We start from the raw sequence: 21256 nt of genomic DNA, 5'->3' as shown, positions 1-21256 counted from the left end.
GAGACAGCAATGGCCGATAATCTTCTGAAGCGCTTTTCCAATGCGACCGTCGGCCCGAACGGCAATCTTTGCTGGCGCGTCGAGACACGGTCGGGCGTGCTCGATGTCGAAGGCACTAAAGCGGACGTGATGGACTTGTTCACCTTTCTCGTCCATCTCGCAGCGGCAGCGCCGCTCGCGCCGGTCAAAGGACTTGAGACGCCTCAACAGGAAGATTTCGCATCTTTTCCGCTGCATAAGATCGGCCTGCAACCAGGCCCAGGCGCCGGGGATTTCACGCTTTTGATCCAGACGTCGGGCCAGATCAACATGGGCTTTCGCCTGCCAGCTGCGGAGCTCGAGCGTTTTGCAGGAACCGTCAGCCAGCTTGCCCAATCGCAGAAGCGTTAGATCTCGAAGTGTCGTAATCCGGCGCGACTCCCTCATCCTGAGGAAGGTCCGAAGGCCCCGTCTCGAAGGATAAGATCGGCGCTCCTCGTCCTTCGAGACGCGAGCTGCGCTCGCTCCTCAGGATGAGGAAGCTCAGTCTCTCCACCGGCTGATCGTCTCTGCGATTGCCTGCCGCGCGCTTTGAATGAATTCCGCCGACGCATGCGGCCGAAAGGACGATTCAACCCAAGCCAAGAGATCGGTCATGGCGGCAAGCGCGCGCCAATGGTCCGGCAGTGCACCGCCCGCCGCGCGATAGCCATCGGCGAGAGATTGGGTAAAGCCCGCGAGGCCACCTAAGGGTGCGCGGCAAATATTGCCGAGGTCGAAAAACGGCGTGCCGCTGAAAGCGAATTCCCAATCGATGATCCCTGCGATCGTCCAATCCGCGCCCGAGCGCGTCACGAGAATATTCGTGCCGCCGCAATCGCCATGCGTGAGACATGGCGGCCCCTGCCAGGTATCGAGGATTGACGCCTCCCGTTCTGCGAAAGCCAGCAAGGCATCGGAACATTCCGGCCCGAGCCGTTCGCGCCCAAGCCCTTGCGTCAAAACATCCTCGAAATAGCGCCGCATGCCGGCGCTGCCGAGATCGATCGGGCCATGGACATTGAGATCCGCGTCGAAGAAGCCGTACATGTCGAAATGCACGGCGTGAACCGCCGCCAAAGCCGCGCCGACCTTTTCGGCAAGCCCTTTGACGCTCGCCGCATCCCGATCGCGGATCGCCAGATCGAGCCGCTCGCCGCCGATCCATTCGAAAAGCGCATAAGGCGTGCCCGTCGCGGGATTATCATCAGCGCCGTCGAGAAGTTTCGGCATGGTTAGGCGGCGCGTAGCGCCCAGCCGATGCACGGCGCGTTCGACCGGCGCGAGATTACGCTCGTTTTGATAAAGCTTCGCCTCGATGCTCGACTGACCATCTCGAAACAGGAGACGATAATTGCTGTTGGTGAGGCCGCCCGGCAGCGGAAAGACGGCCGCGACCTCCGGCTGACCCGGCAGATTGGCGACAAGCTTCGTCGCCTCGGCCGGGGTCAGAGCGAGGACCGGGATCGTCCTTGGCCAATGATCGCGCGTGATGTGTCTATCCTCGTTTATGAGGCTCGGCGAAACAACACGCGCCAATGACGGCGCGCGACTTCCGCCGTAGCGCTGATGTCCTCGATCATGACCGGCGTGAGTCCTTGTCGCTTCGCCTCGTCTATAAAGGAAGGAGGCAGAGGCCAAGGCGGCCCGGAGACGTCGTCGTCTTCGCCGCGCCCGCGCGCGACGACGAGCAAATGCCCGCCGGGCGCCAAAAGCTGCGCCAATACGCCGAGCGCCTTCGGCACCAACGCGACCGACAGAGCCTGCAACGTGTAGCATTCATGCACGAAATCAAAAGAACCCTGCCATTTTGGCGGCAGCGTGAAGAGTTCGGCGACCTGATAATCGACTTTGCTTGCCGGAAACCGCTGCTTTGCCCAGGAAATCGCCTCGGCTACGAGATCGAAAGCCACGACCTCCGCGCCGGCCGCGGCGAGGCATTCGGCATTGTCGCCGAGCCCGCAGCCGACATCGAGCACCTTCAGGCCGGTCAACCCGCGCACTTGTCCTAGGGTCCATGCCCTTGTCAAAGGATGGGCGCTCAGATTGGCCCAAGGCACGCGCGCCGGATCGTTTTCCGCCAGACGATAGACCGATTCGAACCAATCGCGCCGCAAGGGGTCGGCGACGGTGCCATCCTGCATAGCGGGATCGAGGGCATCGAGCTTTTTGCGGGCTGCCGCGCGCCGTTCAGCAAATTCAGGAGATGCGGGATCGAGATCCGATGCACTTAGGTTGGATGAGTTTGGATTGGAGGTCATGTTCGACTCATAGAGGCGCCTCAGCTCTGCGTCCAGCTCAGTACCCCTCCCCTTATTTTGGATCACGATGAGTTTGGATTGAATCGATCCACAATCATGAAGGTGATCTATTTCAAAATTTTAGAGCGGAATACGGTGCGAACGACGTGCACTCTGGATGCGGATTTCGTTTCTTGATAACAAGCAATCGAGAGCATGTGCGGCGCCTGCGCAAAGGATCGGCGAAGTTGATTAATCGCGCTCGCGCGCTATGGCGCGTTCGAAACCCGATGCTGCTCGGCTTCACGTGGCACCTCATGCGCGCGGTGGGGCGACAATCCTGGTTAATCGATCTCGGTCGCGCGATCTTCCGCAAAAGGCGTGTGAAAGCGATATTTGGCACCGACCTCGTTAAATTGCGACCGGCAGCTTTCAGCTTCCACCAGACCTGCCATGCATCAGGTTGCGACCCAACTGTCGAACTTGTGGCGTCTTACGCTCGAATTTGCCTACGCGCTGAACAGGCGGCCCGCTGGAGCGGCCTGTTATATCCGACGCCGCTGGTTCTTGACCTCGGCCGTTTCGCGACTTTCGATATCTACCGCAAGGCGGTCTCGAAAGTCACCGGTGGGCGCTACCATCGTTCCGCGAACAAGGCAGCGCGCCTCGGCTACACCGCCCGGCCGATCGATGTTGGCGCATTCGCGGCCGGAGCGGCCCGCATTCGAACCTCGAAAGTTTGGCGTTCGCATGGCCCGGTCAGGGAGGCCATTTTCAGCAATTCTCCAGACTACGCCGATCTCGAAATTGAGCCGAGTGAGCCCGCTTGCCACGAACATTGGACGCAGGCTTGGGGCGTCTTTGGTCCACTGAAAGGAAGCCATGGACTCGTAGCGCACGCTGTGCTTCGGCGCGCTGGCAACGTAGTGTCGTTTGATTTTTTCATGGGGCATGCGGATGTATTGAAGGACGGGGTCACCAAACTGCTGATGTTCGAAATCATGAAATGGATGCTCGATCGGAAGGACCCGTCCGTTCGCGGCCTTGAATTTGCTTTTCAAGGCGTGGTCGAAGTCGGCAGGCGTGGCATCATCGACTGGAAGCGTTACGTTCAATTCGAGCCGCGCTGCTTGATTTTGGCGGATGATCGGCCCTTCGAGTATCCTGCGGGGTTCGACCCCGACGTCTACCTGCAACTCAACCCCGATGTCAGAGCGGCGGGCGTGGATCCCAAGCATCATTTCATCTGTCATGGCCTCGAGGAAGGTCGGCCTTATCGGCACCCGGCTAAGGAACGCACCAGTGAAGTCCGCGACAGCTAAGAGTCGAAATGAGGAGTTGCATAGCGGCGGGCGGCCTCGGTATACGAATATAAGCGAGTAGCGTTGCCCATTGCTGGTCGTAGCGCATCTTGCGCCTGCCGGTCCTCCCCGCGCCCTATGCGCTTCAGCATCTACAATTGTTGAGGAAACGGGCGGATGCGGGATTGTCCAGTGAATGGCTGGAGATCCCACCTGCCTCCGGCCATCTCCCCCTCGATGGCGACGGAAACAATGAAACTCATCATCTTCGACATAGACGGCACATTGGTCGACAGCCAGGATTTCATCGTCGAGGCGCAGCGGCGCGCCTTTACCGCGCATGGCATGAGCGTGCCCGACCGCGACGCCTGCCTCTCGATCGTCGGCTTATCGCTGACGGAAGCTTTTACGACACTTGTCGGCGCCGCGGGGCCCGTCACGAGCCTGGCCGATGCCTATCGCTCCGCCTGGCATGAGATGCGCGAAGACAAGAGCTTCGCTGAGCTTCTATACCCGGGGGCGCTCGACACCGTGGCCGAGCTCGCCAAGCGCCAGGATATTGTGCTCGGCATCGCCACCGGCAAGGCGAAGCGCGGCGTCACCCATCTTTTCGATCGCTGCGGCTGGCATGAGCATTTTGCGACCGTTCAGACCTCCGACGATCATCCATCCAAACCGGCGCCAGACATGATCCTCGCGGCGCTGAAGGAGACCGGGATCGATCCCGCCTCGACTTTCATGATCGGCGACACGACATATGATATGGAAATGGCCCGTGCGGCCGGCGTCCATGGACTTGGCGTCGCCTGGGGCTATCATGCTCACGACCAATTGAGAGAGGCCGGCGCCGAAGCCATCGCTCGCGATTTTACCGAGCTTCTGGCGCTGATTTCGTGAAACTCGCGTCGTCCAGGCGCCAATGCTAAAAGACCCCCATGTCAGACGATTTTACCAATACCGGGGTGCCAGTCCCCGGCGAGCCGATCGATCCTGTCGCCATGGCGCGGCGGGATCAGAAAAAGGCTCTCCCTAAACGCTTTTATAAGGAAGCCACTGCCGAAGCCCGCGACGGCGGCTTCGCTATTCTCCTTGATGGACGGCCGGTGAAGACTCCGGCGAAAAACGCGCTTGCGCTGCCGACACTCGCCGCCGCGGAGGCCGTCGCGGCCGAATGGCAGGCGCAAGGCGAATATATCGACCCGCAGGAGATGCCGCTGACCAGGCTTGTCCATAGCGCGCTTGACGGCGTCGCCGGCGAAAAAGCCGCCTGCGTCGAGGAGGTCGTGAAATATGCGGGCTCCGATCTCGTCTGTTACCGCGCAGCCGAACCCGACGCCTTGGTCAAGGCGCAGGCCGAGGTCTGGGACCCCTATTTGACTTTCGCGCATGAAAAATTCGGCGCGCGCTTTATCTGCGCCGAAGGCATCATTTTTGCTGCTCAGCCGGAGCCGTCCTGTCAGGCCGTGCATGAGGCTGTGCAAGCCATTGCCGCACCAAAAGCAACCGGAGCCTTCGCGCTCGCTTCGCTCAATGTGATGACCAGCCTCACCGGCTCGGCCTTGATCGCGCTTGGCGTTGTGCATGGGGCTTTCGATACGGAAGCTGCATGGGGTGCCGCGCATGTCGATGAAGATTTCCAGATGAAGATCTGGGGACGTGACGAAGAAGCCCTGCAACGCAGGGCAAGACGCTGGATCGAAATGGAAGCGGCAGCAAAGCTGTTCCGGCTTGTCCATCAAGAGGAGACAAAAGGATGAGCACAGAGCTTTATGACATTCCGCTGAAGACGATCGAAGGCAAGGATGCATCGCTTGCCGATTATAAAGGCGGCGTGGTGCTGATCGTTAATGTCGCCTCCGCCTGCGGGCTCACGCCGCAATATGGTGGCCTGGAGAAAATCTACGAGACCTATATCGACCGCGGCTTCAACGTGCTCGGCTTTCCCTGCAATGATTTCGGCGCGCAGGAGCCAGGCACCGAAGCCGAGATTTCGACATTCTGCGAAACCCGGTTCAATGTGCAATTTCCGATGTTCAGCAAAGTCACGGTCAAGGGCGCCGGCAAGCATCCGCTTTATGCGGCCTTGATGGCGGCGCAGCCAAAGGCCGTGCAGCCCGACGGCTCCCTCGACGGCAATGGCGATATTTCCTGGAATTTCGAGAAATTCCTGATCGGCCGCGACGGCAAGGTCATCGCGCGCTTCGCGCCGAGCGTGACGCCGGAGTCGCCGCAGGTGATTACCGCCATCGAAGGCGCGCTTGGCGCGGCGGGGTGATTGCGTCATCAAATCCGATTTGAAGATTCGGCCGATACAACCGGGCGATGCTGACGGGCTTATCAAGCTGATCAATGCGGGAACGGCCGCCGTTCCCGCATTGGCAAAACATTTACCTGACGCAATCCGCCATAGGATTGAGGGTGGCGATCAAAAGACTTTTCGTCTCGTCGCGCTGGTGGCTGCCGAGATTATCGGCCAAGCGGCGCTAACCTTCGGCTTCGCGCCGCAGTTAAGCACCGGCCGTCTGACAATGCTCATCCGCGCGGATCAACGCAGCCGGGGCGTCGGTACGGCGCTTCTCGCAGCGTTGCTTGCGCGAGCCAAGCGCGACATCGGATTGACACGCATCGAACTTGCCGTCTTGAGCGATAACCAAGCGGCTATCCATCTCTATCGGCATTTTGGCTTTGCAGAAGAGGCACGGCAGTCGGGCGTCAGAGGCTGCGAGGCTCTGCTGATGGCAAGGAGCATTTAAACATGTGAGCCAAAGGCCGGCAGGGAAGGATAACCGGGCCTTCAGCTCACATGGTTCAGCGCCTTATGATCGGTGCTTCACTCCGGACCAGCGCCTCGGCGTCAGCGTTTGACTTGCGGATCTTCGCCGTGCGCATGGCTCTTGCCAAGGACCTCGGCACCGATCAATTCCTTGCGCTCCTTGCCTTCGAGCGCTTTCTTCGCGTCTTGCGCCGCGGCCTCGACACGGCCGCTTTTTGCGAATTCCGTGGCGCCCTTATTGTATTTCTCAGCGGAAATCTTGTCGCCCTCGCCTTGATTCTTATCGGTCATTCTTTGCCTCCTGTTGTCATGGCGATGGCTGAACGTGAGATTTTGCCGAGGGTTCCAATCTCGCTCCACTTCGTTCAAGCTGCGCTTGAAGGGTGTTAAGCTTGGACATAGACGGAGCGCCATTGGCCAATCTCGTGACCGCCGCGCAGCTTGAGGACGAAAAGATCGAAGCGCAGCACGCGCGGGGCCGCCTGACCGCGCGCGAACGCATCGAGCTTCTTTGCGACGAGGGCTCGTCCGAGGCGTTCCTCGGCGACAAGAGCGTGGTGACGGGACGCGGCACGATTCATGGCCGGCCCGTGTTCGTCTTTGCCAAGGATCAGACGATTTTTTCGGGGGCGCTTTCCCCCGCTCACGCAGAGAAGATTGTGGCGCTTCAGAAGCAAGCCATCACCGCCCGTGCTCCGCTGATCGGGCTTTTCGATTCAGACGGCATGAGTTTACAAGACGGCATGGCCGCGCTGGCGGGCTATGGCGAAATCATCACGCATTACGTCGAAGCGTCGGGCACGATCCCGCAGATTTCCGTCATCATGGGACCCTGCATCGGTGCCGACGCTTTCGCGGCCAATATGGCAGATGTCATCTTCATGGTGGCGGAGACGAGCGCGCTTTGTGTCACCGGGCCGGAGATCGCCAATCGCCTGACTGGCGAAGACCTGACGCTTCAGGCCCTCGGCGGCAGCACGCTGCATATGGAGACGAGCGGCCTCGCAGACGCTGCTTTCGATGATGATATCGCCGCCTTGTCTCAATTGCGCAGGTTCATCGATTTCCTGCCGTCTTCCAATCTGGATCACGCGCTGGAGCGACCGAGCTTCGATCGATCGGACAGGATCGAGCCGTCGCTCGATACGCTCGTGCCCATCGAGGCCGCGACGCCCTATGACGTGAAAGAACTCATCCTGAAGATCGCCGACGAAGGCGATTTTTTCGAACTGCAAGAGGCCTATGCGGCGAATCTCGTCGTGGGCTTCGCGCGTCTAGAGGGACGCACCATCGGCGTCATTTCCAATCAGCCTTTGGTCCTGGGCGGCGTGCTCGATCGCGACGCAGCGCAAAAGGCCGCGCGCTTCGTGCGCTTCTGCGGCAGCTTCAATATCCCGCTTGTCACGCTCGTCGATGTGCCCGGCTTTTTGCCCGGCCTCGCTCAGGAAGAAGCAGGAATCGCCCAGGAAGGCGCGAAGCTCCTCTCAGCCTATGCAAAGGCGCGTGTGCCGAAAGTCACCGTGATCCTCGGCCAGGCCTATGGCGCTGCCTCTGTCATGATGGGATCGAAGCAACTCGGCGCAAACACCGTCTTGGCTTGGCCAAGCGCGCGCATCGGGCTTATGAAGACGGAAGGCGCCAGCCTTTCGGTAGAAGAAGCGCGGGCTAAGGGCCTCGTCGACGCCATCATCGAGCCGAGCCGGACGCGCATACATATTCTTGCGGCTCTGTCGGCGTCGCGCGACAAGACCTGATCGAGACTGAGAGACATCCATGGCCAAAAAGCCAGCATCGCCATCCAAACCTGCAACGCCCAAATTGGGCCTCACGCAACTCGGCGAGAAAACGCCCCTGCCCGCTTCTCCGAGCGAGGCCAAGCTCGAACGCGTGCCCAATCCGCATAAGGGAACACATTATATCGCGCGCTTCACCGCGCCGGAATTTACGTCGCTCTGTCCGGTGACAGGCCAGCCGGATTTCGCCCATCTCGTCATCGACTATCTGCCGCGCGACTGGCTGGTCGAATCGAAATCCTTGAAGCTTTATTTGACGTCTTACCGGAACCACGGCGCCTTTCACGAGGACTGCACAATCACGATCGGCAAGGACATCGTGGCGCTCTTGAAGCCGGTCTGGTTTCGCATCGGCGGCTATTGGTATCCGCGCGGCGGCATGCCGATCGACGTGTTCTGGCAGGCTGGCACACTGCCGGAGGGCACGTGGGTGCCGGATCAAGGCGTCGCACCCTATAAAGGACGGGGGTGAAGCTCAACCTTTCAGTGCGTCATGCCCGCGCTTGACGCGGGCATCCAGGCATTAATGATAAAGATTGTGCTTGGATGCGCGGGCAGACCGGCGCATGACGAACCCATCCGCTTATTCCTCAATGATCGCATGCGGCACGAAGCGCGAGGAATTGCGCGTGATCATCGTGTCGTCTTCCCGGATGCCTATCCCGCAAGCCTCATCGCCAATGATCCAACTCCCGATCACCGGATAATGGCCATCGAAGCATCGCAAGGGCGCAATCGCCTGGCGCACGAAACCTTCGGCGCCATAAGTGCCCTCTTCGCGCGCGAGCACCTGCTCGCCATCGACGATCAGCACGTTCTCGCCCTCGCGCGAATAGATCGGTTTGCGCGCGAAATGCGAACCGAGTTCGGCCTTCTGCGGGTCGGTCTCGAAAAAGGCCGGAAGAAGATTGGGATGTCCCGGCGCCATGTCCCAGAGAAGCGGCAGAATGCCTTTGTTGGACAAAACCGCCTTCCACGCCGGTTCGATGAACCGCGTACGCCGCATCGCGGGCGATGAGCCGAAGGCATCCGCCAGCATCCATTCCCAGGGATAGAGCTTGAACAGGCATTCGATCTTGCGGTTTGCGAGATCGACAAATTCCGCATGGCTGTCGACGCCAATATCCGAGATGGCAAGGCATGTCGTAGAAAGCCCCGCCTGCCTCGCGCAGTCTTCAAGATAGGCGATGAAGCCGCGATCCTCTTCATTGCCGGCCATGGCCGTCAGATGCAAAGGCACGCCCTTCACGATCGTACGAAGACGCGCGATCAGCTTCTCGTGGAGGCTGTTATATTGATCGGCGTCCTTATGAAACGTGCCCGCGCCGATCAAATCCTCGAGCCAGACCCATTGAAAGACGGCGGCTTCGAAAAGCGAGGTCGGTGTATCGGCGTTATATTCAAGGAGCTTGGCCGGCCCCGTGCCGCCATAGGCCAGATCGAAGCGTCCATAAAGCGAGGGCTCTTGCGCCCGCCAGCTCGACGCGATCAGATCCCAGGCATGTTTGGGAATCGCGAGCTTTTGCAGCAGCCGCTCGTCGGCACAGATGCGCCCGGCGAGTTCGAGGCACATGGCGGCGAGTTCCGCCGATGGCGCTTCGAGATCGCGCTCGATCTCTTGCAGGCTGAAGGCATAATAGGCGCTCTCATCCCAATAGATCTGATCGCCTTGCGCATGGAAGGTGAAACCATATTCTTTGATGCGCGCATCCAAATTGGCGCGTGGAGAGATCGGAAGTCTGCGCATGTGCCCTACTCGCCGCCGCTAGCATGCGCGGAACCGGTGAAGCCAAACCCGCCGCGGCTGGTCGAACTCGACTCCGAGGACGAGCTTCCCGAAGACGAGCTGCCGCCCCAGTAATGGCCGCCGCTGCCGCCTCCACTTGATCGGCACGAGGCCACTTGGTCGGGCGGATAGGACTCGCAGTTCCTCGAATGCGCCACGCCGTAAATCGCGGCGGCGCCTGCGCCGGCCGCCAGTAGGGTCACAACCACCGTGCGCTTGCGCCTGACGAGAAAACCTTGCGCCATTTGCGGCAGTGGCGGCTCAGGCCTGTGAGTCGGGCCGAGATTCGCCTCCCTGAAACTGAGACGCTTCGGCTTGTCGGGATCATCGGGCGGCGTACCGGTCTCGCTCATGGCTTAGGGGCTCATGCAGGCGGCGCTGAGGATGCCCGCTGAAACCGAGACAAAGCCAAGCCATAGGCCGCTCGCCAAGGCGTTCTGCCGGATGGCTTCGGAAATATGGGGATGCGCCAATCGCGCCAGATAATAGGCTGCGATTTGGACGATGAGCGCGACCAGACCCCAGATGATGCAATCGAGAATATTCACCGAATGAAGGATCGCGCTCGCCAAAGCAATGGCGAAGCCAAGAAGGCTCAGACCGAGCGCAAGAGCGGCCGAGGCATTATGCTCATGGATGATGAGGTCATATTCCTGATGCGGCGTGACCCGCGTGTAGACGACGAGGTAAAGGATACAGAGCGCTACTGCCGTCGCGAAATAGGCGGCGAAGGCCGGAAGCCCCGTCAAGGAATGGATCACCATGTAACCTGCCCGCGTATGGCGTTGTAAGTTCGAGTTGAACTCAACTTAACGCGGACGCAAAAAGCCGCTGTGTGCTGACACACTGCGCGCTAAACGAGCCGGCTCTGCTCCACGGCGGCGGCGATGAAGCTCGCAAATAAAGGATGCGGCGCGAAGGGACGCGATTTCAATTCGGGATGGTATTGCACGCCGATGAACCAGGGATGGTCCTTGGCCTCGATCGTTTCCGGGAGAAGACCGTCGGGCGACATGCCCGCGAAGATCAGGCCGTTTTCTTCGAGCCTCTCGCGATAGGCCGTGTTCACCTCGTAACGATGCCGGTGACGCTCGGAAATTTCCGTCGTGCCGTAGATTTCGGCGATCTTCGAGCCCGCGCTGAGATGCGCCGCATAGGCGCCAAGCCGCATGGTGCCGCCGAGATCGCCTTCGCTGGCGCGGATCTGCAGCTCGTTGCCGCGCATCCATTCCGTCATCAAGCCGATGAGCGGCTCGCGCGTCGGGCCGAATTCCGTCGAATTGGCATCGGCTATGCCGGCAAGCGAGCGCGCCGCCTCGATGACCGCCATCTGCATGCCGAAACAAATGCCGAAATAGGGCACTTTGCGCTGGCGGGCGAAACGCGCCGCGAGAATCTTGCCTTCAGCGCCTCTCTGCCCGAAACCGCCCGGCACGAGAATGCCGTTGACGTCCTCGAGATAGGCGGAAGGATCGTCGCTTTCGAACACCTCCGACTCGATCCAATCGAGCTTGACGCGCACGTGATTGGCGAGACCGCCATGGCCGAGCGCCTCGATCAGCGATTTATAGGCGTCCTTGAGGCCCGTATATTTGCCGACGATGGCAATCGTGACTTCGCCTTCCGGATTATGCACGCGCTCGGTGACGGCATTCCAGCGGCTCATGTCGGGCTTTGGCGCGGGCTCGATCTCGAAGGCCGCCAAGACTTCCTTGTCGAGGCCCGCCGTATGATAGGCCTGCGGCACATCGTAGATGGAAGCAACGTCGCGGGCTTCGATCACCGCGCCTTCCCGCACATTGCAGAAAAGCGCGAGCTTGCGGCGTTCCTCCACCGGAATCTCGCGCTCGGTCCGGCACAGAAGAATATCCGGCTGAATGCCGATCGAGCGCAATTCCTTCACCGAATGCTGCGTCGGTTTCGTTTTGAGTTCGCCGGCGCTCGGAATGAAAGGCAAAAGCGTCAGATGGACGTAGACCGCATGGTGGCGCGGCAGATCATTGCCGAGCTGGCGGATGGCCTCGAAGAAAGGCAGGCCTTCGATATCGCCGACCGTGCCGCCGATCTCGACCAGCACGAAATCCACAGTGTCATTGCCGCTCAGGATGAATTCCTTGATGGCATTGGTGACATGCGGGATGACCTGGATCGTCGCGCCGAGAAAATCGCCGCGCCGCTCCTTGTTGATGATGTCCTGATAGATGCGGCCGGTCGTAATATTGTCTTCGCGGCAGGCCGGGCGCCCCGTGAAGCGCTCGTAATGGCCGAGATCTAGATCGGTCTCTGCGCCGTCGTCGGTGACGAAGACCTCGCCATGCTGATAGGGACTCATCGTCCCCGGATCGACGTTCAGATAGGGATCAAGCTTGCGTAGGCGGACCGTATAGCCTCGCGCCTGCAAGAGTGCCCCAAGAGCTGCGGATGCCAAACCTTTGCCCAGGGATGAGACCACGCCGCCGGTGATGAAAATATACCGCGCCATGGGCTTTGAGAACTATCCTGTTTTCCGCGCTTTGGGGAGCCCTAAAGATGGCACGCCGGTCTCATCCACAATAGGTTTTTAGTCCAAACCGCCTCCGATCCGCGTTAATTCGACCGGAGACGGACTCAATCGGCGCCGCGCCGCGGCTGATTTTGGGCTTATTTGCCGAAAAGCTCTTCAGCGGCGGTGCCGACACCCACGTCAGGATGTTCCCCGCAATAGGCTCCGAGCTTGCCGGAATTGGCCTTCAGCTTGTCGAAGTCGATGATCGCGGCAGCATCCTCGTCCATGTAATATCCATCGAGCCAAGCCAGCGTATAACCGATCTCTTCCTTGCTGCTGTTCAGGAAATCCTTGCACTTGACCGTGCCAAGATCGAGCACATCGGCCTGAGCGAGAGTGGCGGTCGCGGCCTGGCACAGAAAAGCCGCGGCAAAACCCAACACGATATGAGACGCCTTCATAATCCCTCCCATTTTTCACGCTGGTCCGCTGAGCGAGCGGGCGAAGCCAAAGCTTTCTTAAAAGCGATTGCGCGGCGAAGCTAGCCAAATTCTCGGACGATAGAATGACCCTGCGCGCTCGCTTATTGCGAGCGCGGCACTTCCGGCGCCGCGGGAGCCTCGGGTGCCTGAGGCGCCTGCTTCTGCCGCTCCTCTTCGATTTTCTTCAAATCGTCGAGCACGCTGCCGCCGCCAGTGCTGGCAGGCGCGGTCGTGCTCACCGGCGGCGTCACGCCTTCCAAAATCGATTTTGGCGCGCGGTTCCAATTGGCTAGAAGCGTCAAGGACAGACTCGTGGCGAAAAATAGCGCAGCGAGAATGGCCGTCGCCCGGGTCAGCACATTGGCCTGTCCGCGTCCTGTCATGAAGCCGCTGCCGCCGCCGACCCCCAAGGCGCCGCCCTCCGAGCGCTGAAGCAGCACCACGGCCACGAGCGCGATGACGACCATGAGGTGAATGACGATCAAGACGGTCTGCATGTGGGTTTTATCGGCTCCGGGGCGGAAAGGAAGGAATCTAAGCTATTAAGCGGGCTTCTATCATCTTTTATTTGGCAAAAGCTAGGGTCCGCCGGTGAAAGCGCAAGGGCTTGGCGGCAAGCTCTTACTGGCAAAGGCTTACTGGAAGGCTTTTACAATCTGCATGAAGTCGGCGCTTTTGAGGCTCGCGCCACCGACGAGAACCCCGTTCACATTGTCGATGGCCACCCATTCCTTGACATTTTCCGACCTGACCGAGCCTCCATAGAGCAGCCTGACCTTCGTCCCGCCTACCCCCAGCCCGATGCCAAGTTCGCTCCGGATGAAAGTATGCATCTCGGCGACTTCCGTGGGCGTCGGCGTATGGCCAGTGCCAATGGCCCAGATCGGCTCATAAGCGACGACAAGCCCCGGGCCCGGATGCGGCGGAATCGAGGCCTTCAATTGCGCTCCAACCAAAGCCAGGGCCTCGCCTGCTTCGCGTTCGGCCCGTGTTTCCCCGACGCAAATGATCGGCATGAGACCGGCGCGGAGCGCCGCATGCGCCTTGATCCGGACCTCTTCGCTGGTTTCGCCATGCTCGGCGCGCCGCTCGGAATGGCCAAGAATGACGTAAGCGGCCCCGGCATCGGCCAGCATTTCGGCCGAGAGGTCGCCCGTATGCATACCGCTTGGCTCGTTATGGCAATCCTGGCCGCCCAAGCGCACCGCCGTGCCCGCGCAGATCTCGGCCGCCGCCATCAGCAAAGTCGCCGGAGGACAGATCAGGATCTCCGGCCGCGGCAGGTGCGCGCTTGCCCCGGCAATGGCGCGAATCTCGTCGAGGTCGCGGCGCAAGCCGTTCATCTTCCAATTTCCCGCAACGAGCGGTACCAGACCATCCGTCATTCAAATTTCCTGCAAATTTCCTGCAAAACGTCCTGAAGGCGCGCGGGTGCGGGATGGCATAGAGCAGGCTGAGACGCCGGCATGCCGGAAACGGTGAATATGCGCAGAAACCGGCATTATACCGGCCATAGAGTAAACCTATAATAGGATCAAATGGTTGCAGGACCGGAGCCTTGCCACAAGACATGCTCTAACATCGGATTCGACAAGACGCAAAACCGCAAGCTCTCGACAGGCCGCAAGTTGCGGGCGCATAAGCCGCTTCCTATAGTCCTATTCGATTGCCCTAGAGCGGGATGAGGAAAAGTGGGTACCGGTTTTCCGCCCGCATCCCGCTCTAAACTATGAGAATCGATCACGTTCATAATTTTGGATTAGTTCAAGTCGGGCTTGCCCGACTTGAACTAATCCAAAATCATCGTGATCTAAGTCTATCTTGTCACTGGAGAACAGCCTTCATGCTCGACAGCATGCGCGCCGCCACGCAAACTTGGCTCGGACGCGCCATCATGACTATCGTGATGGGTTTCATCATTTTGAGTTTCGCCGTCTGGGGCATAGGCGACATTTTCCGCGGCTTTGGCGCCAATGATCTGGCAAAGGTCGGCGGAACCAATATTTCGGCCGATGCCTATCGCTATGCCTATCAGACCGAATTGCAGCGTTTGCAGCGGCAATTGCGCCGCGCCGTCACCAATGACGAAGCGCGTGCCTTCGGCCTCGACGGCCAGGTTCTGTCGCGCCTCATCAGCGAGGCGGCGCTCGACCAGAAAGCGCGCTCGCTTGATCTTGCGATTTCGGATCAGCAGATCGCCAAGACGATCTACAACGACGACGCCTTCAAGGATGCAGCCGGGCGTTTCGACAAGCTGAAATTCGATGGGCTTTTGCGCGAGAACGGATTTACCGAGCGCAGCTTCGTCGCCGACCAGCGCGGCGTCTACTTGCGGCGCCAGATCGCCGACGCGGTGAGCGCCGATCTCGAGGTTCCAAAGGCCATGATCGAGGCGCTCAATCGCTTCCAAGGCGAGGCCCGCAGCGTGGACTATGTCGTGCTGCCGGCAACCGCCGCGGGCGAGATCGCGCCGCCGAGCCAGGATGTGCTCGAAGCCTATTACAAAGTGCGTCAGCAAAATTACCGGACGCCCGAATACCGTAAGCTTGTTGTTTTGGCCTTGACCCCCACCAAACTCGCCGAGACACAGCAGATCTCCGACGAGGATGCGCAAAAGCGCTACGACGAGGTCAAAGCGCAAAGATATGAGACGCCGGAAAAGCGCACGATCGAACAGATTCCTTATCCCGACGAAGCCTCGGCAGCGGCGGCCCGGGCGGAAATCGATGCCGGGAAAAGTTTCGACGACCTGATCGCGGAGCGCAAGCTGACGCCGAAAGATGTCAGTCTCGGCACGGTGACGAAGGACGCGCTCGTCGACAAGGCCGTGGCGGACGCGGCCTTCTCCTTGCCGGAAGGAAATGTCAGCGCGCCCATCAAAGCCCAGTTCGGCACGGTGCTTTTGCGTGCGAGCAAGATCGATCCGGCTTCGACACTGCCCTTTTCCGCCGTGGCCGGCGCGATCAAGCAGGAGCTTCAAGTCGTACGTGCAAAGCGCGAGATGAACCGGCTGCACGACGAGATCGAGGATCAGCGCGCGTCCGGCAAATCACTGACCGAAGCCGCCAAAAGCGTCGGTCTCGAACCCCGTACCATCGAGGCGATCGATTCACTGGCACATGACAAGACGGGCTTTCCGGTGCCCGACCTTCCGAACAGCTTGGCTTTGGTGAAAGCAGCCTTCGCCTCCGACGTCGGCGTCGATAATGATACGCTCTCGACCCCCGATGGCGGAACGATCTGGTTCGAGGTCGCAGGCATCGACCCGGCGCGCCAGCAGACATTCGACGAGGTCAAGCCGCAAGTCGAAAAAGCCTGGATGGCCGACGAAACAGCCAAGCGCCTGACCGCGAAAGCCGCGGATTGGATCAAGAAAATCGCAGCGGGCGAAACACTCGCAAGTCTCGCCGCCGAAGGCAATCTCGACGTCAAACATGCAAATGATGTCAAACGCGAAGGCGCCGCCGGCCTGCCGGCCCCGGCAATCGCGCAGATCTTTAACGTACCTGTCAAAGGCGCCGAATCGGCGGCCGACGGCGATGGCCGGATCGTGTTTCAAGTGCTGGAGTCCACCGTGCCGCCTCTGAACGAGCAGGATCCGTCCCTGAAAAAACTCGTCGATCAGGTGAAGGGAAGCCTGACCAACGAGATTTTGGGCGAATATGTCACCCAGTTGCAAAAGGATCTCGGCGTGAGCGTCAATAATCAGGCGTTGCGCGCGGCCTCCGGCACCGCCGCCAATTATTGAAGGCGGCGATGATCGATCCACCATACGATCTCTTCGCGAAGCGCTACGAGGCAGGCACCTCCTGCCTCGTCTCGACGAAACTGATCGCCGATCTTGAGACTCCCATTTCGGCCTTTCTTAAACTCTCCGCTGGGCGCCAGGGTCTCATTTTTCTGCTCGAATCCATCGAAGGTGGCGTGGTACGCGGGCGCTATTCGATGATCGGCCTCGATCCCGATGTGCTTTGGCGCGCGCAAGGCGACAAAGCCGAAATCAACCGGCAAGCGCTCAAGGACCGCACGGATTTCAAACCCTGCGACGCGCCGCCTTTGGAGTCGCTGCGGGCTTTTGTGGCGGAATCGCGGATCGACGCGGGCGAAGAGCTTCCGCCGATGGCAGCCGGCGTCTTCGGCTATCTCGGCTATGACATGGTGCGCCAGATGGAGCATTTGGCGCCCGCGAAGCCGGACCCGATCGGTGTGCCCGACGCTTTCATGATGCGGCCGACCGTCATGCTCGTCTTCGACACGGTGAAGGACGAGATGACCCTCGTGACGCCGGTGCGCCCCGCCGATGGCGTTTCGGCGAAAAGCGCCTATGAGGCGGCGATCGAACGAATCGACGCCATCGTTCTCACGCTCGAGGGGCCTTTGTCGCATGAGGGCTCGGCGGCCGACCCCTATCTTTTGACCGCGCCGCCGCAGTCCAATACGGACGAGACCCGCTTCTACGACATGGTCGAACGGGCCAAGGCCTATATTCGCGCCGGGGATATTTTTCAGGTCGTGCTGTCGCAGCGTTTCACGACGCCTTTCGCCCTGCCCGCCTTCGCGCTTTACCGCGCATTGCGGCGCGTCAATCCGGCGCCATTTCTCTGCTATCTCGATTTCGATGCCTTTCAGATCGTCTGTTCGAGCCCGGAAATCCTGGTGCGCGTGCGTGACGGCAAGGTCACGATAAGGCCGATCGCCGGCACGCGCTGGCGCGGCAAGACGTCCGCTGAGGATCTCGCGCTTGAAGCGGAACTGCTCGCTGACGAAAAAGAATGCGCCGAACATCTGATGCTGCTCGATCTCGGCCGCAATGACGTCGGCCGCGTCGCCGAGATCGGCACTGTCGAGGTGACGGACCGCTTTTCGATCGAGCGTTACAGCCACGTCATGCATATCGTGTCGAATGTCGAAGGCAGGCTCGACGCGAGCCATGACGCGATCGATGCGCTTTGCGCGGGCTTTCCAGCGGGCACCGTCTCCGGCGCACCGAAGATCCGCGCCATGGAGATCATCGATGAGCTGGAAGTCGACAAGCGCGGCATTTATGCCGGCTGTATCGGCTATTTCGGCGCCTCGGGCGAAATGGACACTTGTATCGTTTTGCGCACCTCAGTCGTTAAGGATGGTTTCATGCATGTTCAGGCCGGCGCTGGAATCGTCTATGATTCCGATCCGGCCTATGAACAACGCGAATGCGTCAACAAGGCCAAGGCGCAATTTCGAGCCGCAGAAGAAGCGGTGAAATTCGCGACGCGGCCGAAGCGAGGACAATAGGCTCGGCTCCTGGAGGAAATGCCATGGCGGACGCAGATGTTCAAATCGAATCCATGGCCGCGCCCGAGGTGGCCACGACCGAAGTGCTTATCGTCGGTGCCGGACCGACCGGCCTCATGGCGGCGGCGCTTCTCGCCCGCTGCGGCGTAAAATTCCGCATTCTCGATAAAAGCGAAACCGCGGTGCATGAATCCCGCGCCTTCGGTGTTCAGGCAAAGTCGCTCGAGCTTTTTCTATCGATGGGTCTCGCCGAAACGGTGATGGACAAAGGCCTGATCGCGGCCGGCGTGCAAATCTTCGTCGACGGCAAAGAAGCCGCTGAATTGAACCTCGACGATATCGGCCATACCGATACGCCTTATTCCTTCATCCTCATGGTGCCGCAATCCGAGATCGAGGCGATCCTGCTTGAAGATGTCAGGCGCCACGGGATCGAGGTCGAGCGCGGAATCGAAGTCACGACTTTCGACCAATCCGCCGACGGTATCGTCCTTCATGGCTTGGACAAATCCGGAGAAGCCTTCGACATAAAAGCTTCCTATCTCATCGGCGCCGACGGCGCCCATAGCGTCGTGCGCCATATTCTCGGCTTGAGTTTCGAAGGCGCCCCCTACCCGCAAAACTTCCTGCTCGCCGATTGCAAAATCGACTGGCCCTACGACTATGATCACGTCAAAATCTTCCTGCGCGGCCGCAACATGGCCGTGTTCATGCCGCTGCGCGGCAAGGAGATCGGCCGGATCATCGCGATCGAGCCCGCCGAAACCGATATGAACGCACCGATCGAACAGCAAGGTTCGTCCGAACTGCCGTTCAGCGAAGTTCAAAGGGCTTTCGCAGCGGTGAGCGGTGTCGATGTGCGCCTCTACGATCCGATATGGACATCGCGCTATCGCGTCCACCACCGCGCGGTAAAGAGCTATCGCCAAGGCCGCGTCTTCGTCGCTGGCGACGCCGCGCATATTCATAGCCCGGCCGGCGGCCAAGGCATGAACACGGGTCTTCAAGATGCGGCTAACCTCGCTTGGAAACTCGCACTGGTTTTGAAAGGCCATGCGCGCGACAAGCTTCTCGATACCTATCAGACCGAGCGCTGGCCGGTCGGCCAAATGGTGCTCAAGAGCACGGACCGGCTTTTTGGCAATATGACCGTTCAATCGGAACGGGCGACGAAGATCCGCAATTTTTTAGTGCCCATCGTCTTCGGGCTCTTGACCAAAAGCCGATGGGTCCGCGCCAAAGCCTTCCACTTCATGTCGCAGCTCGGCATCCGTTATGACGTCAATGATTATCTGCTGAACAGCGCGCCGCAACCTATGCCGCTTGGCTTCGCCTCGTCGCCAGTCGGGGCCGGACGCCGCGCGCCCGATGCCGCGATCGCGCATGACGTCTCGATCTTCGATCTGATCAAGAACTATCATTTTCACGTGCTGGCCCTGTCGCGAAAATCCTTGGACCGCGACGAGATCGAAACATTGAGCACGCAGCTCGCCAGCCTACCGAAATCGATCGGCCTGCCAGTCGAGACCCATATCGTCGCGCATTCGCTGATCGGCCGCGATCCGAGGCTTCACCGCGCGGAGTCGTCCGACGTGTTCGAAGCCTATCGCGTCACCCGCGCGCGGCCGCAGGCGCTTTTTCTCATTCGCCCGGACGGCTATATCGCCTTTCACGCCGAAAGCCTCGCCATCGAGGCTTTGCAGGATTTTCTGACAACGCGCTTCGGGCCCGTAGCATAATCGATCACACTGCCGCGACTTGCTTTTGGCAGTTCCATAGGCCACTTCAATCTTCGAACCCCATTCTGCCAAAAGAGGACTGTCCATCATGTTGGATTGGAGCGCCTATCGCACCGCATTGGGAAACACGCTGCGCAAGGTCAAGGATATCAGTCCGGATATTCTCAAGGCCAATAAGCTCATTTCCGAAGCCGCGACCTCACAGCCGCCGAAGCTCGATGCCAAGACGCGCGAATTGATCTCGCTCGCCGTCGCGGTCACGACGCGCTGCGACGGCTGCATCGCCTTTCACGCCGAGGCCGCGCGCAAGGCCGGCGCCACGAAAGAGGAAGTCGTCGAGGCGCTCGGCGTCGCGATCGCGCTCAACACGGGCGCGGCTTTGGTCTATTCGGCGCGTGCCTTCGACGCTTTCGAAGCGCCTTGATCGCAGTCCAGACTTGCTTAAGTCCAACCCCAAAACCCTCGTCCTGAGGAGCCCACAAAGTGGGCGTCTCGAAGGATCGACGGTTTACGCTTTGAGAACGTAACGCCGATCCCTCGCCCTTCGAGACGCCGCTTTTAGCGGCTCCTCAGGGTGAGGGATCGGGTAAATTAGATCTGAACCCTAGGAGCGGCTCCGCCCCGGCAATATGCGCTGAAACTCCGGCTCCTTGTCGAGAAACTGGTGCTTCAACGCGCCAGCTATATGCAAGGCCAGCACGGTGTAGAGCACGTAACCCAGGCCGGTATGAATGTTGCCGAGAAGCGTGTGCATCGCCTCCTTGGTCTGCGGTTCGAGATCCTTGATAACGGAAACCGGCGGCCAATAGAAAAGATCGAACCACCGCATCGGATGCAGCGCATAATCCTTCCAGGCGGAATCATGCATCCAGCCGGAGAGCGGCAAAGCGAAAATCAAAACATAGAGCGCCATATGCGCCACATGCGAGCCAACCTTCTCCCAGCGTGAATAATAGGTCGGCAGAGGCGGCGGCGTATGACCGAACCGCCAGAGAACGCGCAGAATCGCAAGGCCAAGCACCGTGATGCCGATCGACTTATGCGTATTGACGAAAGGCCTCACCCAATCGTCGGGCAGCGAGTCGACCGAAAGCGCAAGGCCGACATTGACGATCAGCAGCGCCGCGATCAGCCAATGCAGAAAAATGGCGACGCCCGAATAGCGGCGAAAGCCTTCCGTGGTGACATTGGCTTTCATACTTGCACCTTCGTTCTTGTGCGCTCGTCTCGGCGTTCCTATGACCTATATCGCAGCCGAATGACGCGATTTTATGGATCGACACGAGGCTCACCGCGATGTGATGCAGATGTTCACATGAATCTTGCTATAATCTAACGGTGTAGCGGCATAGGCCTCAATGGCCG

23 protein-coding genes are annotated in these 21256 nt (G+C 59.9%); 12 read left to right on the top strand and 11 right to left on the bottom strand.

The annotated features are described in order from the left end of the window. Nucleotides 1–9 precede the first annotated feature (9 nt). Nucleotides 10–390, top strand: coding sequence for a hypothetical protein (locus tag A3OQ_RS0112485; protein ID WP_020175730.1), 381 nt, complete (start codon nucleotides 10–12; stop codon nucleotides 388–390). A 132-nt stretch (nucleotides 391–522) separates the two neighbouring features. Here A3OQ_RS0112485 and A3OQ_RS0112480 read toward each other — a convergent pair whose 3' ends face one another. Both A3OQ_RS0112480 and A3OQ_RS0112475 read right to left on the bottom strand, forming a co-directional pair. Next, the gene (locus A3OQ_RS0112480) at nucleotides 523–1557 is read right to left on the bottom strand and encodes a phosphotransferase family protein (protein WP_020175729.1); all 1035 of its coding nucleotides are present in this window, start codon (nucleotides 1555–1557) and stop codon (nucleotides 523–525) included. Beyond that, nucleotides 1527–2279, bottom strand: coding sequence for a class I SAM-dependent methyltransferase (locus A3OQ_RS0112475; RefSeq protein ID WP_152428426.1), 753 nt, complete (start codon nucleotides 2277–2279; stop codon nucleotides 1527–1529). The genes A3OQ_RS0112480 and A3OQ_RS0112475 overlap by 31 nt, the downstream gene beginning before the upstream one ends. 173 nt (nucleotides 2280–2452) lie before the next feature. Between A3OQ_RS0112475 and A3OQ_RS24875 the strand changes: the two genes are divergently transcribed. The 5 genes from A3OQ_RS24875 to A3OQ_RS23600 all read left to right on the top strand — a co-directional run bounded on the left by A3OQ_RS24875 (nucleotide 2453) and on the right by A3OQ_RS23600 (nucleotide 6312). Beyond that, nucleotides 2453–3580 carry a hypothetical protein gene (locus tag A3OQ_RS24875; protein WP_152428425.1) on the top strand — a complete coding sequence of 376 codons (1128 nt, stop codon included), beginning with the start codon at nucleotides 2453–2455 and terminating at the stop codon, nucleotides 3578–3580. Between the two features lie 231 nt (nucleotides 3581–3811). Further along, nucleotides 3812–4456 (top strand): HAD-IA family hydrolase, encoded by a 645-nt coding sequence (locus tag A3OQ_RS0112465; RefSeq protein ID WP_026595777.1) that lies wholly within the window; start codon nucleotides 3812–3814, stop codon nucleotides 4454–4456. 38 nt (nucleotides 4457–4494) lie between these two features. After that, on the top strand, nucleotides 4495–5316 hold the full coding sequence (locus tag A3OQ_RS0112460; RefSeq protein ID WP_020175725.1) for an ATP12 family chaperone protein: 822 nt from the start codon (nucleotides 4495–4497) through the stop codon (nucleotides 5314–5316). Further along, the gene (locus tag A3OQ_RS0112455; RefSeq protein ID WP_020175724.1) at nucleotides 5313–5834 is read left to right on the top strand and encodes a glutathione peroxidase; all 522 of its coding nucleotides are present in this window, start codon (nucleotides 5313–5315) and stop codon (nucleotides 5832–5834) included. The genes A3OQ_RS0112460 and A3OQ_RS0112455 overlap by 4 nt, the downstream gene beginning before the upstream one ends. Further along, nucleotides 5818–6312 carry a GNAT family N-acetyltransferase gene (locus A3OQ_RS23600; RefSeq protein ID WP_020175723.1) on the top strand — a complete coding sequence of 165 codons (495 nt, stop codon included), beginning with the start codon at nucleotides 5818–5820 and terminating at the stop codon, nucleotides 6310–6312. Before A3OQ_RS0112455 ends, A3OQ_RS23600 begins: the two co-directional genes overlap by 17 nt. A gap of 101 nt (nucleotides 6313–6413) precedes the next feature. On the opposite strand, the gene A3OQ_RS0112445 is transcribed toward A3OQ_RS23600, so the two are convergent. Continuing rightward, entirely contained in the window at nucleotides 6414–6623 is a 210-nt protein-coding gene (locus A3OQ_RS0112445; protein WP_020175722.1) for a hypothetical protein, read from the bottom strand. A gap of 101 nt (nucleotides 6624–6724) precedes the next feature. Here A3OQ_RS0112445 and A3OQ_RS0112440 point away from each other — a divergent pair, with 101 nt between their 5' ends. Together A3OQ_RS0112440 and queF are read left to right on the top strand one after the other, a co-directional pair. Then, nucleotides 6725–8086 carry an acyl-CoA carboxylase subunit beta gene (locus tag A3OQ_RS0112440; RefSeq protein WP_051116033.1) on the top strand — a complete coding sequence of 454 codons (1362 nt, stop codon included), beginning with the start codon at nucleotides 6725–6727 and terminating at the stop codon, nucleotides 8084–8086. 19 nt (nucleotides 8087–8105) lie between these two features. Continuing rightward, on the top strand, nucleotides 8106–8597 hold the full coding sequence (queF, locus tag A3OQ_RS0112435) for a preQ(1) synthase (protein WP_020175720.1): 492 nt from the start codon (nucleotides 8106–8108) through the stop codon (nucleotides 8595–8597). 111 nt (nucleotides 8598–8708) lie between these two features. On the opposite strand, the gene A3OQ_RS0112430 is transcribed toward queF, so the two are convergent. From A3OQ_RS0112430 to tpiA, 7 genes are all read right to left on the bottom strand, one after another. Further along, nucleotides 8709–9872, bottom strand: coding sequence for a glutathionylspermidine synthase family protein (locus A3OQ_RS0112430; protein WP_020175719.1), 1164 nt, complete (start codon nucleotides 9870–9872; stop codon nucleotides 8709–8711). 5 nt (nucleotides 9873–9877) lie between these two features. Next, nucleotides 9878–10264, bottom strand: coding sequence for a hypothetical protein (locus A3OQ_RS24870; RefSeq protein ID WP_020175718.1), 387 nt, complete (start codon nucleotides 10262–10264; stop codon nucleotides 9878–9880). A 3-nt stretch (nucleotides 10265–10267) separates the two neighbouring features. Continuing rightward, nucleotides 10268–10675: a DUF350 domain-containing protein gene (locus tag A3OQ_RS0112420; RefSeq protein ID WP_020175717.1), complete on the bottom strand. Its 408-nt coding sequence runs from the start codon at nucleotides 10673–10675 to the stop codon at nucleotides 10268–10270. An 89-nt stretch (nucleotides 10676–10764) separates the two neighbouring features. Continuing rightward, nucleotides 10765–12393, bottom strand: coding sequence for a CTP synthase (locus A3OQ_RS0112415; RefSeq protein WP_020175716.1), 1629 nt, complete (start codon nucleotides 12391–12393; stop codon nucleotides 10765–10767). A 158-nt stretch (nucleotides 12394–12551) separates the two neighbouring features. Further along, nucleotides 12552–12857 carry an HdeA/HdeB family chaperone gene (locus tag A3OQ_RS0112410; protein WP_020175715.1) on the bottom strand — a complete coding sequence of 102 codons (306 nt, stop codon included), beginning with the start codon at nucleotides 12855–12857 and terminating at the stop codon, nucleotides 12552–12554. A 122-nt stretch (nucleotides 12858–12979) separates the two neighbouring features. Further along, nucleotides 12980–13375 (bottom strand): preprotein translocase subunit SecG, encoded by a 396-nt coding sequence (gene secG, locus A3OQ_RS0112405; protein WP_020175714.1) that lies wholly within the window; start codon nucleotides 13373–13375, stop codon nucleotides 12980–12982. A gap of 138 nt (nucleotides 13376–13513) precedes the next feature. After that, a complete protein-coding gene (tpiA, locus tag A3OQ_RS0112400; RefSeq protein ID WP_020175713.1) occupies nucleotides 13514–14263 on the bottom strand; it encodes a triose-phosphate isomerase in 750 nt (249 codons plus the stop codon). A gap of 458 nt (nucleotides 14264–14721) precedes the next feature. Here tpiA and A3OQ_RS0112395 point away from each other — a divergent pair, with 458 nt between their 5' ends. The 4 genes from A3OQ_RS0112395 to A3OQ_RS0112380 all read left to right on the top strand — a co-directional run bounded on the left by A3OQ_RS0112395 (nucleotide 14722) and on the right by A3OQ_RS0112380 (nucleotide 20315). Next, the gene (locus tag A3OQ_RS0112395; protein ID WP_020175712.1) at nucleotides 14722–16626 is read left to right on the top strand and encodes a peptidylprolyl isomerase; all 1905 of its coding nucleotides are present in this window, start codon (nucleotides 14722–14724) and stop codon (nucleotides 16624–16626) included. A gap of 8 nt (nucleotides 16627–16634) precedes the next feature. After that, nucleotides 16635–18152: an anthranilate synthase component I gene (gene trpE, locus A3OQ_RS0112390; protein ID WP_020175711.1), complete on the top strand. Its 1518-nt coding sequence runs from the start codon at nucleotides 16635–16637 to the stop codon at nucleotides 18150–18152. Nucleotides 18153–18175: 23 nt separating this feature from the next. Then, nucleotides 18176–19891 carry an FAD-dependent monooxygenase gene (locus A3OQ_RS23595; RefSeq protein ID WP_020175710.1) on the top strand — a complete coding sequence of 572 codons (1716 nt, stop codon included), beginning with the start codon at nucleotides 18176–18178 and terminating at the stop codon, nucleotides 19889–19891. Between the two features lie 88 nt (nucleotides 19892–19979). Beyond that, complete coding sequence (locus A3OQ_RS0112380; RefSeq protein WP_020175709.1) at nucleotides 19980–20315, top strand: carboxymuconolactone decarboxylase family protein; 336 nt, start codon at nucleotides 19980–19982, stop codon at nucleotides 20313–20315. Nucleotides 20316–20495: 180 nt separating this feature from the next. On the opposite strand, the gene A3OQ_RS0112375 is transcribed toward A3OQ_RS0112380, so the two are convergent. Continuing rightward, complete coding sequence (locus tag A3OQ_RS0112375; RefSeq protein WP_020175708.1) at nucleotides 20496–21089, bottom strand: cytochrome b; 594 nt, start codon at nucleotides 21087–21089, stop codon at nucleotides 20496–20498. Nucleotides 21090–21256 lie beyond the last annotated feature (167 nt).

Source organism: Methyloferula stellata AR4 (genome assembly GCF_000385335.1).
Lineage (GTDB): Bacteria > Pseudomonadota > Alphaproteobacteria > Rhizobiales > Beijerinckiaceae > Methyloferula > Methyloferula stellata.
Note: the sequence above shows the minus strand (reverse complement) of the source record. Positions and strands in the feature narration are given on the sequence as shown.